Source organism: Mesorhizobium sp. CA8, assembly GCF_020164955.1.
GTDB lineage: Bacteria > Pseudomonadota > Alphaproteobacteria > Rhizobiales > Rhizobiaceae > Mesorhizobium.
Window position 1 is genome coordinate 50,569 of the sequence record NZ_JAIUHG010000035.1, and the last position, 11,666, is coordinate 62,234.

12 protein-coding genes are annotated in these 11,666 nt (G+C 63.3%); 9 read left to right on the plus strand and 3 right to left on the minus strand.

The window, feature by feature from the left end:
• Positions 1-765: 765 nt before the first annotated feature.
• On the minus strand, positions 766-1,914 hold the full coding sequence (gene dgoD / locus LB553_RS27785) for a galactonate dehydratase (protein ID WP_224518001.1): 1,149 nt from the start codon (positions 1,912-1,914) through the stop codon (positions 766-768).
• Positions 1,915-1,928: 14 nt separating this feature from the next.
• Complete coding sequence (locus LB553_RS27790; RefSeq protein ID WP_224518013.1) at positions 1,929-2,618, minus strand: FadR/GntR family transcriptional regulator; 690 nt, start codon at positions 2,616-2,618, stop codon at positions 1,929-1,931.
• Positions 2,619-2,889: 271 nt separating this feature from the next.
• Here LB553_RS27790 and LB553_RS27795 point away from each other — a divergent pair, with 271 nt between their 5' ends.
• The 9 genes from LB553_RS27795 to LB553_RS27835 all read left to right on the plus strand — a co-directional run bounded on the left by LB553_RS27795 (position 2,890) and on the right by LB553_RS27835 (position 11,422).
• A complete protein-coding gene (locus LB553_RS27795) occupies positions 2,890-3,882 on the plus strand; it encodes an arabinose ABC transporter substrate-binding protein (RefSeq protein ID WP_224518002.1) in 993 nt (330 codons plus the stop codon).
• Between the two features lie 71 nt (positions 3,883-3,953).
• Positions 3,954-5,465 carry an L-arabinose ABC transporter ATP-binding protein AraG gene (gene araG, locus LB553_RS27800; protein ID WP_224518003.1) on the plus strand — a complete coding sequence of 504 codons (1,512 nt, stop codon included), beginning with the start codon at positions 3,954-3,956 and terminating at the stop codon, positions 5,463-5,465.
• Positions 5,466-5,474: 9 nt separating this feature from the next.
• Positions 5,475-6,425: an L-arabinose ABC transporter permease AraH gene (gene araH, locus LB553_RS27805; RefSeq protein WP_224518004.1), complete on the plus strand. Its 951-nt coding sequence runs from the start codon at positions 5,475-5,477 to the stop codon at positions 6,423-6,425.
• Positions 6,422-7,186, plus strand: a complete 765-nt coding sequence (locus LB553_RS27810; RefSeq protein ID WP_224518014.1) for an SDR family oxidoreductase — start codon at positions 6,422-6,424, stop codon at positions 7,184-7,186. Before araH ends, LB553_RS27810 begins: the two co-directional genes overlap by 4 nt.
• A gap of 26 nt (positions 7,187-7,212) precedes the next feature.
• Positions 7,213-8,520: an ABC transporter substrate-binding protein gene (locus LB553_RS27815; RefSeq protein ID WP_224518005.1), complete on the plus strand. Its 1,308-nt coding sequence runs from the start codon at positions 7,213-7,215 to the stop codon at positions 8,518-8,520.
• Positions 8,520-9,449, plus strand: coding sequence for a carbohydrate ABC transporter permease (locus tag LB553_RS27820; RefSeq protein ID WP_224518006.1), 930 nt, complete (start codon positions 8,520-8,522; stop codon positions 9,447-9,449). The genes LB553_RS27815 and LB553_RS27820 overlap by 1 nt, the downstream gene beginning before the upstream one ends.
• Positions 9,449-10,303, plus strand: coding sequence for a carbohydrate ABC transporter permease (locus LB553_RS27825; RefSeq protein WP_224518007.1), 855 nt, complete (start codon positions 9,449-9,451; stop codon positions 10,301-10,303). Before LB553_RS27820 ends, LB553_RS27825 begins: the two co-directional genes overlap by 1 nt.
• A 2-nt stretch (positions 10,304-10,305) precedes the next feature.
• Complete coding sequence (locus LB553_RS27830; protein WP_224518008.1) at positions 10,306-11,085, plus strand: hypothetical protein; 780 nt, start codon at positions 10,306-10,308, stop codon at positions 11,083-11,085.
• 115 nt (positions 11,086-11,200) lie between these two features.
• On the plus strand, positions 11,201-11,422 hold the full coding sequence (locus tag LB553_RS27835) for an SMP-30/gluconolactonase/LRE family protein (protein ID WP_224518009.1): 222 nt from the start codon (positions 11,201-11,203) through the stop codon (positions 11,420-11,422).
• Positions 11,423-11,465: 43 nt separating this feature from the next.
• On the opposite strand, the gene LB553_RS27840 is transcribed toward LB553_RS27835, so the two are convergent.
• Positions 11,466-11,666: cytochrome C oxidase subunit IV family protein (locus LB553_RS27840; protein WP_224518010.1), on the minus strand; the 201-nt coding region annotated here is incomplete at its 5' end.

Consider the following 11,666-nt stretch of genomic DNA (forward strand, 5'->3'; position numbering starts at 1 on the left):
TCGGTGCATGGCTGCTTTGCGTCCAATGTCGGCCATTCAAGCAGAGCTTTGCCTCCGCCGGAAGCGGACATTGCAGGGTGACAATTCCGGAGGTCATCGTACGCCAGAGGCAGACGAAGCGAAATCGAATCCGCCACCCTCAGTGCGCTTGGTTCGGCGCCTCCCAGCTACTGGGCGCCGGGGTCCATTCGGGCAGCGCCGCCAAGCTGCGGTTGAATTGCTCCGGGTCCGGGTAGAGATGGCTGCGTGTCACAGCGACAGCTAAGGCGGGCTCAGGCAGGCACCACCCAGTCGGTGAAGAGTTCGACATAGTGATCGTAGTCGCGACTCTTCGCGCCACAGGAAATGCGGAAATCGATCTGTTCCTCGCCGAAGCGGGCCTTGGGCTCTGAGCCGATCAGCCGAACTGTGGCGCCCGCATGGTGTCACTGCCAGTCGAAAAGCTGTGGGGCCAGCCACTTGCTTGCCAGAGATGGTAGACAGGAGATTGTCAACGCGCTCTCGGTGCGCGCCCGCTCGATGAGCTCTCCTGCATCACGAATGCGGTCGAAGCCCTCCGATACCGCCGTATGATAGATCCGTCCCCACGAGCTCAAGGTAAGCATCCTGCCGCGCGCCAGCCGGTTCAGTGGGGAGGGCGCCCCATCGATCGGCATGCTCAAGTTGCTCAGATGATCGCGCCACGCGCGCCGCTCGGGAGATGTTGGTTGCACTTCCTGCCGCACCGGTCGTCTCGCAAACCAATCCGTCGGAATCTTGGCCGGCCTACCACTCGGCGAATGAGCCGTCCTGGTGGCGCCAGACCGGATTGCGCCAGCGATGTCCCTCTCTGGCGCGCTCCTTGACATAGTCCTCGTCGATCTCGACGCCCAGTCCGGGTCCATCGGGAATGGCGACATAGCCATCCTGGTAGCGGAACACGTCCTTGTTGGCGGCGTAGTCGAGCAGGTCATTGCCGGCATTGTAGTGGATGCCGAGGCTCTGCTCCTGGATGAAGCAGTTGTAACTCACGGCGTCGAGCTGCAGGCATGCGGCCAGCGCGATCGGCCCGAGCGGACAGTGCGGCGCCACAGCCACGTCATAGGCTTCGGCCATCGCCGCGATCTTGCGGCATTCGGTGATGCCGCCGGCATGCGAGAGATCCGGCTGGATGATGTCGACGACCGCTTCCTCGAACACCGACTTGAAGTCCCACCGGCTGTAGAGCCGTTCGCCGAGCGCGATCGGCGTCGAGCCTAGCGCGGCGATCTCCTTCAGCGCCTCGCGGTTTTCGCTAAGCACCGGCTCTTCGATGAACATCAGCCGGTATGGCTCCAGCTCCTTCACCAGGATGCGGGCCATCGGCCGGTGCACGCGGCCGTGGAAATCGACGGCGATGCCGATATTCGCCCCGACTGCTTCGCGCACCATGGCAACGCGCTCTATAGTCGCGTCTATCCTGTCGTGGCTGTCGACGATCTGCAGTTCCTCGGTGCCGTTCATCTTGAGCGCCTGGAAGCCGCGCGCCACCATATCCCTAGCGCCGGCCGCCACTTCCGCCGGCCGGTCGCCGCCGATCCAAGAGTAGACCTTGATCGTCTCGCGCAGCCTGCCGCCGAGCAATTCATGCACCGGCACGCCGAGCGCCTTGCCCTTGATGTCCCACAGCGCTTGGTCGATGCCGGCAATGGCGCTCATCAGGATCGGCCCGCCGCGATAAAAGCCGCCGCGATGCATCACCGTCCAATGATCCTCGACCAAACGCGGATCCTTGCCGATCAGATAGTCGGCCAGTTCCTTGACCGCCGCTTCGACCGTCAGCGCCTTGCCTTCGACCACCGGCTCGCCCCAGCCGCTGATGCCGGCATCGGTCTCGATCTTGAGGAACAGCCAGCGCGGCGGAACGATATAGGTGGTCAGAGCGGTGATCTTCATGCGGCCGGCCGGTCTCAGTTGTTTTTCAGTTTCTTGGCGCTGACGAGGTCGCGCGCGGCAAGATCGAGTATCTTGTTCGCCGCGTTGCGCGCGGCGACGGCGTCGCGCATGCGCAAGGCCTCGACCACTTCGCCATGCGCCGCCGCCGCTTCCCTGCGCCTGATCGGCGAGATCGTTGCGGTGGCTTCCAGCGAAAACAACAGCGCCGTGTCGATCAGCTTGCCGATCTGGCGGAAGATCGGGTTGTGGCTCGCGCCATAGACGATCTGGTGGAAGACGATGTCGGAGCGCGAGAACTGCGTCAGGTCCTCGCCGGCACCCGCCATGCCTTGCCAGGCCAGTTCGAGATCGGCGATCTCCTGCAGCGTCGCGCGCGTTGCCGCGAGTTCGGCGACCAGCGGCTCGATGGCGCGGCGGGTTTCCAGGATCGCGTCGAACAGCTTGTCGTCCAGCGCATGCGGCGCATGCCAGGCCAGCACCTGCGGGTCGATGATGTTCCAGTTGTCCTGGTCGCACACCACCGTGCCGACGCGTGGCCGGGACAGCACCAGCCCCTTGGCCGCCAGCACTTTCAGCGCTTCGCGGATGACCGTGCGGCTGACGCCATATTCGATGCCGAGGTCGTTCTCGGTCGGCAGCGACGATCCGGCCGGGTAGCGCCCGGAGAATATGTCGGAGGCGATCGCCTTGGTCACGTCGGGCATGACGCGCGGCCGGCGCGCCGTCTGGCGCGTTTCCGTGTCCTCGTCAGCCTTCTTCGGTGTTTCGTTCACCTCAGCCCCTCCTCCAAGGCAGCGAACCCTTCGGTTTGCGCGCAATTGGTCCGGCCTTAGCGGATGCGAGTGATTTGCGCCAGCGACTACTTATCAGACTATCTATCTCATTTATCATACCAGATCAATTGACGGGTATGATAAAATTGATTACACACGACCATATCCGGGCGGGCGCCCGGCTGTTTGCTGGGAGGTAATCATGCGACTTTTGAAAACCGCGCTCGTCGCGGGTGCTCTCGCCGTCTTGTCGGTCACGACGATCGCGTCGGCCTACGCTCAGGGCACCAAGATCGGCTTCATCGTCAAACAGCCGGAGGAGCCCTGGTTCCAGGACGAATGGAAGTTCGCCGACCAAGCCGCCAAGGAAAAGGGTTTTACTCTCGTCAAGATCGGCGCCGAGGACGGCGAGAAGCTGATGTCGGCGATCGACAATCTGGGCGCTCAAGGAGCGCAAGGCTTCGTCGTCTGCACGCCGGACGTGAAGCTCGGCCCCGGCATCGTCGCCAAGGCCGCCGCCAACAATCTCAAGCTGATGACGGTCGACGACCGCCTCGTCGGCGCCGACGGTAAGCCGCTGGAGGATGTGCCGCATATGGGCATCTCCGCCACCAAGATCGGCGAGGCCGTGGGTCAGGCCATCGTCGAGGAGATGAAGGCGCGCGGCTGGAAGATGGACGAGGTCGGCGCGATCCGCGTTTCGTACGACCAACTGCCGACCGCCGTCGACCGCGTCGAAGGCGCGATCTCGGTGCTGAAGGCCGCCGGCTTCAAGGCCGAAAACATCTTCGACGCGCCGCAGGCCAAGACCGACACGGAAGCCGCGCTCAATGCCGCGACCGTGGTACTCAACGCCCATGCCGACATCAAGAAGTGGATTGCCTTCGGCCTCAATGACGAGGCGGTGCTGGGCGCCGTGCGCGCTTCCGAAAGCGTCGGCATTCCGGCGGACGGCATGATCGGCGTCGGCATCGGCGGCGCGGAATCGGCGATCAACGAGTTCAAGAAGCCCGCCGCCACCGGCTTCGTCGGCACGGTGATCATCTCGCCCAAGCGCCACGGCTACGAGACGGCGCTCGGCATGTATGACTGGATCGCCAACAACAAGGAGCCGGCGAAGCTGACGCTGACCGCTGGCGCACTGGCCAAGCGCGACGACTACCAGAAGGTGCGCAAGGACCTCGGCATCGAATAGTCCTCCCTGTACAAACAGGCGGCGCTTGATGCCGCCGCCTGTTTGGCTTGCTCAAGAAGGATCGAAGCCCCGTGTCCTTTCTCGAATTCTCCAACATCACCAAGACGTATCCGGGCGTCAAAGCCTTGTCGGATGTGTCGTTCGGCGTCGAAAAGGGTGCCGTGCACGGATTGATGGGCGAGAACGGCGCCGGCAAATCCACCCTCATCAAGATCCTGTCCGGCGACCAGCATGCCGATGCCGGCGAGATAAGCATCGACGGCAAGGTCCAGGCCTATGCCTCGACCAGGAATGCCTTCGACAATGGCGTCATCGTCATCCACCAGGAATTGCAGCTGGTGCCCGAGCTGAGCGTCGCCGAGAATCTCAGCCTCGGACGCTTTCCGGCAAGCGCCGGCGTGATCGCCCGCCGCCGCATGCTCGACGATGTCGGCGCCAAGCTGAAATCGGCCGGCATCGATATCGACATGCGCCGCAAGGTCAAGACGCTCTCGATCGGCGAGCGCCAGATGGTCGAGATCGCCAAGGCGGTGATGCTCGACGCCCGGGTGATCGCGCTCGACGAGCCGACCTCGTCGCTGTCCTCGCGCGAAAGCGAGATCCTGTTTAAGCTGATCGGCCGGCTGCGCGGCGAAGGCAAGGTCATCATCTATGTCTCGCACCGCCTGGACGAGGTGTTCCGGCTCTGCGACAGCCTGACGGTGCTGCGCGACGGCAAGCTTGCCGCGCATCATCAATCGCTGAAGGATGTCACCCGCGATCAGGTCGTGGCCGAAATGGTCGGCCGCGAGATTTCCGACATCTGGGGTTTTCGGCCGCGCAGGACGGGAGAGGTTCGCCTCAAGGTCGACAATCTGAGCGGCGCCAGGCTGCGCACGCCGGCAAGCTTCGAAGCCCGCGCCGGCGAGATCGTCGGCTTCTTCGGCCTCATCGGCGCCGGGCGCTCGGAGCTGATGCGGCTGGTCTTCGGCGCCGACCCGCGTTCGGGCGGCACGATCACGGTCGACGGCAAGGCGGTTGCCGCCGCCAGCCCGCATGACGCGATCAGGGCCGGCATCGTGCTGTGCTCGGAAGACCGCAAGCATGACGGCACCATCCAGGGCCGCTCAATCGAGGAGAACATCAATATCTCGTCCAGGCGCCATCACACGCGCTTCGGCGTGCTTAGCCGGACCAGCGAGATCACGACGGCCGAAACCTTCATCAAGAAGCTCAAGGTGCGCACGCCGTCGCGCAAGCAGGACATCGTCAATCTCTCCGGCGGCAACCAGCAGAAAGTCATCCTCGGTCGCTGGCTGTCGGAGCAGAATATCCGCGTGCTCATCGTCGACGAGCCGACGCGCGGCATCGATGTCGGCGCCAAATCGGAGATCTACGAGTTGCTCTACCAACTGGCCGAGGAGGGCATGGCGATCGTCATCGTCTCCTCCGAGCTGCCGGAAGTGATGGGCATTTGCGACCGCATCCTGGTGATGTGCGGCGGGCGCATCAGCGCCGAGCTCGCGCGCGATCAATTCGCCGAAAAGGCGATCCTGGCCGCGGCGCTCCCCGACAAGAAAACCCCCGACGCGATCGCATCCTGAGGACTTCTAATGACCAGTCGGCTGAAGAAGATCTTGCTTGGCGAACAAGGCCTCGTCGTCATCTTCATCGTCGCCTTCGCGCTGGTGTCGCTGCTGGTGCCGAACTTCCTCACCGACCGCAACATGCTCGGCCTGCTTCAGTCCGTGGTCACCGTCGGCATCGTCGCCTGCACGATGATGTTCTGCCTCGCGGCGCGCGACTTCGACCTGTCGGTCGGCTCCATTGTCGCTTTTGCCGGCATGGTCGCTGTGATGGCCTCGAACGCAACCGGCTCGATCCTGCTTGGCCTCATCGCGGCCATCACCTGCGGCGCCATCGTCGGCTGGGTCAATGGCGTCGTCATCGCCAAATTCCGCATCAATGCCCTGATCACCACTCTGGCCACCATGCAGATCGTGCGCGGTTTCGCGCTGATCTCGTCGGACGGCCGCGCCGTGGGCATCAACAGCCCGGATTTCTACCAGCTGGCCCTCTCGAAGCTGCTCGGCATACCGACGCCGATCTGGGTGCTGGCGGTGCTCTTCGCCATTTTCGGCTTTGTGCTTAACAGCACCGTCTTCGGCAAGAACACGCTCGCCATCGGCGGCAATCCGGAGGCTTCGCGCCTTGCCGGCGTCAACGTCGACCGGACACGCATCTGGATTTTCACGCTGCAGGGCGTGGTCTGCGGCATCGCTGGCATCCTGCTTGCCTCGCGCATCACCTCCGGCCAGCCCAACGCCGCGGTGGGCTTGGAGCTTTCGGTGATCTCGGCCTGCGTGCTCGGCGGCGTCTCGCTTGCCGGCGGCAGGGCGACGATGCCGGGCGTCATCGTCGGCGTGCTGATCATGGGCATCGCCGAGAACGCCATGAACCTGCTCAATATCCCGGCCTTCTACCAATACATCGTCAGAGGCGTGATCCTGCTCCTGGCCGTGCTCCTCGACAATCTGCGTTCTTCGGCATTGGGGCGGCGCTGATGGGACGCCTCTTCGGAAAACGCATCTTCCTCACCGGCGCTGCGCAAGGCATCGGCTATGCCATCGCCGAGGCCTGTCTGCGCGAGGAGGCCGAGCTGTTCCTGGTCGACCTCGACGCGAGCCTGCTCGCCGAAAGTGCCGGCCGTTTGGGTAAGGTCGCGCATGCCGCAGCCGATATCGCCGACGCCAAGGCAATCGAGGCCGCCATGGCGGCGGCGACGAAAGCCATCGGTCCGGTCAACACCGTCATCAACAACGCCGGTATCAACGTCTTTTCGACGCCGCTCGAAGCCACCGAGGACGACTGGACGCGCAATCTCGACGTCAATGTGAAAGGCGCCTGGCACTGCGCCAAGGCGGCGCTGCCGGGGATGATCGGGCAGGGCGGCGGCGTGATCCTTAACATCGCCTCCACGCACGCCTTTACCATCATCCCGCACACCTTTCCCTATCCGGTCGCCAAGCATGCTCTGCTTGGCCTGACTAAATCGCTGGCGATCGAATATGCCGGCAACAATATCCGCGTGAACGCGCTGGCGCCCGGGTATGTCGCCACCCAGAAGGTCGTCGATTACTGGAACAGCTTCGACGATCCGGAGGTTGCGCGGGCCAAGACGCTGGCGCTGCATCCGGGCGGGCGGATCGCCACGCCGGAAGAGATCGCAATGGCGGCGATCTTTCTCGCCTCCGACGAATGCCCCTTCATCAACGCCGCCTGCCTCGTCGCGGATGGCGGCCTGAGCGTGCTTCACCACCCCTGACACAAAGCCATAGATCGGAGGAAACAATGGCAAATGATGTCTTCGCAAAATCCCTGCTGACGCGCCGGCAGGCGCTTGCGCTTGGCGCAAGTGCCGCACTGGCGGGCGCCCTGCCGCGCGGCGCCTTTGCCGCGGGCGAGAAGGTGACGCTCTGGCACGGCTGGACCGGCGCCGACAACACCACCGCGCTCAACGGCGTCATCGACACCTTCAACAAGGGCGGCAAGGGCGTCACGGTCGAGCCGACCGGCTATGACTGGGACACGTTGTTTTCCAAATGGGTGGTCTCCTCGGCCGGCGGACGCGCGCCGGACCTGGTGCTCTTCCACATCACCGAACTGCCGGAGTTCGCCACGCGCAAGGTCATCCGCCCGATCGACGACATCGTCGCCTCGTCCGGTCTCGACCTGTCGCAGGTTCCCGATGCCGGCCGCACCGGGGTGACCTTCGACGGAAAGGTCTATGCCGTGCCGCTCGACGTGCATCCGCTCGGCTTCTACTACAACGTCGATATGGTGCAGGAGGCGGGCCTCGATCCGGCCAAGCCGCCGAAGACCGGCGAGGAATTCCTCGAATGGGCAAAGAAGCTGACGGTCAAGGACGGCAGCGGCAAGGTCACGCGTTACGGCTTCGAATTGCCGAACACCTGGGCGACGGCGCGCTGGATCTGGTTCAGCCTGATGTACCAGTTCGGCGGCACTTTCCTTGACGACAAGGGCCTGGCGGCGGTCGACAGCGAGGCCTCGCAGAACGCGTTGCAATATCTCGTCGACCTGATCAACGTGCATGGCGTGACCAATCCCGAGGTCGGCGGCAACAAGGGCGAAGATGCTTTCGCTTCGAAGCAGGTCGCGATGAAGTTCATCGGCCCCTGGGAGGTCAATCTGCGCATGGCGCAGAAGATGAATTTCATGACCGCCCAATTGCCGGTGTTTGGCCAGAAGGCAGCCGTCTGGGCGAACTCGCATTGCATGGCGGTATCGAAGCAGAAAAACGACGACAAACTTGCCGCCGATGGCACTTTCATGAAGTGGTTCTCCGACAACTTCGCAGCACCCGCCACCACCGTCGGCATCATCCCGCAGAGCAAGGCGGTGCGTGAAAGCGCCGCCTTCACCGGCACCGAGCAGTACAAATATTTCAAGTCCTTCGTCGACGACCTGCCCAACATCGTCTACGAGCCGCTGATCCCGCAATATCTCTCGGTCTTCTCCTTCGACAAGCCGACGCCGCTGGTCACCAACCTGCAGGCCGCGCTCAGCGGCTCCAAGCCGGTGCCCGACGCCTTGAAGGCGATGAAGGAAGGTCTCGACGCGCAGCTGAAGAAGGGCTGATGACATCGCTGGCATCACAACCGGCAGGCCGCTCCAGGGCCCGCCGCGCATCGGCGCAGGAGGGAGGGGCGGTGCGCAGCGGCATGACGCTTGCCGCCTATCTCTTCCTGTCGCCCTATCTGGCGCTGTTCATCGCCTTCATGCTTTTGCCGACGCTGGCCGCCATGGGCATCAGCTTCATGCGCTGGGATATCCTCGGCGCGCCCGAATTCATCGGGCTCGACAATTACCGGCAGATCTTCGCTGATCCGCTGTTCCTGACCGCGATCAGGAACACCTTCTACTTTGTCTTCCTGACGGCGATCCCGATGGTCGTGCTCGGCCTGGCTTTGGCCATGCTGCTCGACCAGAAGCTCAAGGGAACCACTTTCGTGAGGACTGTGGTGTTCCTTCCCTATGTCGTCATGGTCTCGACGGTCGGCATCCTGTGGGGCTGGCTGTTCGACAAGGGCACCGGCCTGGTCAATTATTACCTCACCACTATCGGCATCGAGCCGATCGCCTGGCTCAAGGACCCGCACTGGTCGATGCCGGCTTTGGCCATCACCGCCATTTGGTGGACCGTCAATACCAATATGATCATCTTCCTGGCCGCGCTGCAGGACATTTCCGAGGAATTGCATGATGCCGCCACCCTCGACGGCGCCGGCCCCTGGCAGCGTTTCGTCTACATCACCTTGCCTTTGCTGCGGCCGGCCATGGCGCTGGTCACCGCGCTCACCATCATCAATGGCTGGCGCGTCTTCGGCCAGGCCTATGTAATGACGCAAGGCGGGCCGGAGGCGAGCACCTTCGTCATCGTACAGTATATCTATCTCACCGCGTTCCAGAATTTTGAGATGGGTCCGGCCGCCGCCGCCGGTGTGGTGCTGCTCCTTATCACGCTGGTCTTTTCGCTCGCCCAGATGAAGCTGATGAAGGCAATCTGATGCAGGACCAACGCTCCAATCGCGCCGGAAAATCGCTTGGCGGGCGCACGCTCGCCTATGTGCTGATGATCGTCGTGACAGCGCTCTGGGGCGCGCCGATCTTGTGGATGCTGGTCACGTCGATCAAGCCGGAAAGCGAGATCTACGCTTATCCGCCCGCCTGGATCCCGGATGCGCCGACGCTGGAAGCCTATGGCGCGCTGTTCCAGCGCTTCCCCATGCTGACCTGGTTCCGCAACTCGGCCGTTGTCGGCATTCTCACCACCGTGCTGACCTTGGCCGTCGATGCCTTGGCAGCCTATCCGCTGGCGCGCATGCAATTCCCCGGTCGCCGCGTCATCATGGGCGTGATCTTCGCGACCTTCCTGCTGCCCTATGAACTCCTCTTCGTGCCGCTGTTCCTTGGCCTGAACAGCTACGGGCTGGTCGACAGCATCTTCAGCCTGACCGTGCCGGCATCGGCCAACGCCTTCGGCGTCTTCCTGCTCACCCAGTTCTTCCAGGCCGTGCCGCGGGAACTCGAAGACGCCGCAATCATGGATGGCTGCGGCCGTTTCGGCTTCTTCTGGCGCATCCTCTTGCCGCTCACAAAACCGGGCCTTGCCACGGTGGCGATCTTCACCTTCGTCGCCAGCTGGAACAATTTCTTCTGGCCGCTGATCGCCACCAATTCCGACGAGACGCGCACGCTTCCCGTCGGCCTGGCGACATTGGTCGGCGGCGCCGGCATGTCGATGAAGCAGAGCGTATTGATGGCGTCCGCCGTCGTGGCGACGCTGCCGACGGCACTCTTCTTCCTCGCCTTGCAGCGGCACTTCGTGCGCGGCATCGCCGCAACCGGCATCAAGGGCTGACCATGGCCGATATCGAGATCGCCAGCGACCGTCTTCGCTGCGTGCTCTCGACGCAAGGCGGGTTGATCTGGCGGCTGGAGGCCAAGTCTGGCGATGCCTGGCATCCGCTGCTGCGCCCGCCGCCTGAAGGTTCGGACCGCAATCCGCTGAAGGCCGGCTGTTTTCCGCTCGTCCCGTTCGGCAACAGGGTCGAGGGCAATCGCCTTCTGTTCGATCGGACCGAGTATCGTCTGAAACCCAACACGCCTTGGGACAAGCACTACCTGCATGGTGATGGCTGGCTTGGCAACTGGACCGTCGAGGATCGCTGCGACGCCGAGGCATCGCTGTCGTTCGAATTTCAGGGAGAACCTTATCGCTATCGCGCCACGCAACGCTTCAAATGCGAAGGGGTGAGCTTCAGGGCGATCCTTGGCGTGACCAATCTCGGCGAGCGGCCGATGCCGTTTGGGCTCGGCTGGCATCCCTTTTTCCCGCTGACGCCGGCAACAACCCTCCAGGCGCCGGCCGTCGCTTATTGGACGGAGAAGGCCGGCTGGCTCCCGGACGCCCGCATCGCCATTCCCGAGAACCTGGATTCAGCCAAGCCAAAACGCTGCCACGGCAATGGATCAACAACGGTTTTGACGGTTGGAACGGCGCCGCCTCCATCGTTTGGCCCGAACGGCATTTGCGGCTGTGCATCGAGACCGCTCCGACGCTGTCGCGCTATTTCCTTTTCGTCTCCGACACGACGTTCGATCCGCACTACCGCGAGGACTTCTTCTGCTTCGAGCCGATGAGCCACTCGGCCAACGGCCACAACCTGCCGGAACTGGGTGGCCTGACGGTTCTGGCGCCGGGGCAGGGGATTGAGATTTCCATGGCACTGTCGTGCAGCGCGACAGAGGATGCGGCATGACCAGCGTCACGGAAGTCTTCCACTCGCGCGACAAACTTGGCGAGGTTCCGGTGTGGGATGTGGCCGAGCAGGCGCTCTATTGGGTCGATATCGAGGGCAAGCGGCTGCGCCAGGGCTGTCTGTGCCATTTTGACCAGCCACGAGGAGGTACAGTTCGGCCGGGATGCGGAGCGACCGCGCCGGAAGCCTGGGCAGATGAAGCTTTGGATCGACCTTAATGCTAGGCAGCTTGCTCTTCGCCGACCTTGCGATCACTTTCCGCTAAGGCATCGTTGCTGCCTGATGGGCCGTCATGGCGGCCATGTCCATGTTCAGGTGGCCCATGATCCAGATTGAGCCCAAAACCACCAGCGCCACGATCAGGACGCCGAAGGCGAGGGCGAGGACATTGTTGGTATTGTCGGGGCCTGTGGTGAGGTGCAGGAAGAAGACGAGGTGCACGCCCATCTGCGCGATGGCGAG